At 76.9% G+C, this 893-nt stretch carries 2 pseudogenes; one reads left to right on the plus strand and one right to left on the minus strand.

Features of this window, described 5'->3' with window-relative positions:
* Positions 1-328, minus strand: a pseudogene (locus tag L0B03_RS18490) (hypothetical protein); the annotation flags it as partial.
* A 41-nt stretch (positions 329-369) separates the two neighbouring features.
* Between L0B03_RS18490 and L0B03_RS18495 the strand changes: the two are divergent.
* Positions 370-893: pseudogene (locus tag L0B03_RS18495) on the plus strand (aminotransferase); the annotation flags it as partial.

Below are 893 nucleotides of genomic sequence, written 5' to 3' on the forward strand. Positions count from 1 at the left end.
CCTCCGACTTCACGGGTGGCTCAAGCCGCTCGACGCGCATCCGGTCGGCGAGCCCCGGCCCACCGCGCAGCGCCCCCGGCCCGGTCACCCCGACGAACACGTCGCCGACCCCGAGCACCACCGGCCCGTCGATCCTGGTCATCGGCACCCACCGCTCGTGGTGGTGCACGTCGGTGACCAGGTCCCACGCCTCCTCGGCACGCAGCGGCAGCACCCGGCGGGAGACGGCGGCGCGTGGCAGGTCGCCGGGCTCGCCGTCGGGGGAGCGGGGCGTGCGCGGTCCGGTCGCCGGGGCCGCGCCGTCGGGTGCTTCGGGAACGTTCGGCATTGCTGCTCCTGGCTCGACGGGTCGCGCGGTAGCGTGCCGGGGTGAGGACCGCATTCGGCGCCACCTTCGACCACCCTGAGGGCTACCTCAACACTGCCACGTACGGCCTGCCGCCGCGCTTCGTCACCGAGGCGCTCGCGGAGGTCGTGGGCACGTGGGCCGCGGGGACGCTGCGGCCTGCCGAGCTGGACGCGAGCGTGGCGGCGGCCCGTCAGGCCTTCGCGGACCTGGTCCGGGCCCCGGTCGGGTCGGTCGCGATGGCGGGCAGCGTCTCGACCCTCGTCGGGCTGGTCGCGGCCGCGGTGCCCGACGGCGCGCGTGTGGCGACCCTGCCCGGGGAGTTCACCAGCGTGACCTTCCCCTTCGCGGCGCAGCAGGCCCGCGGGGTGACCCTGACCGAGCTCTCGCCTGCCGCGTTGGTCGAGCGGGCGGGGGAGTTCGACGTCGTCGCGGTGAGCCTGGTGCAGTCCGCCGACGGCGCGGTGCTCGACGCCGCGGCCCTGCGCCACGCCGTCGAGGGGGCTGCGGCCGATCGGGCGGCCCTGGGCCGGCCCCGCAGCGTCCT

The sequence above is a fragment of the Actinotalea sp. C106 genome, from assembly GCF_023630195.1.
GTDB lineage: Bacteria > Actinomycetota > Actinomycetes > Actinomycetales > Cellulomonadaceae > Actinotalea.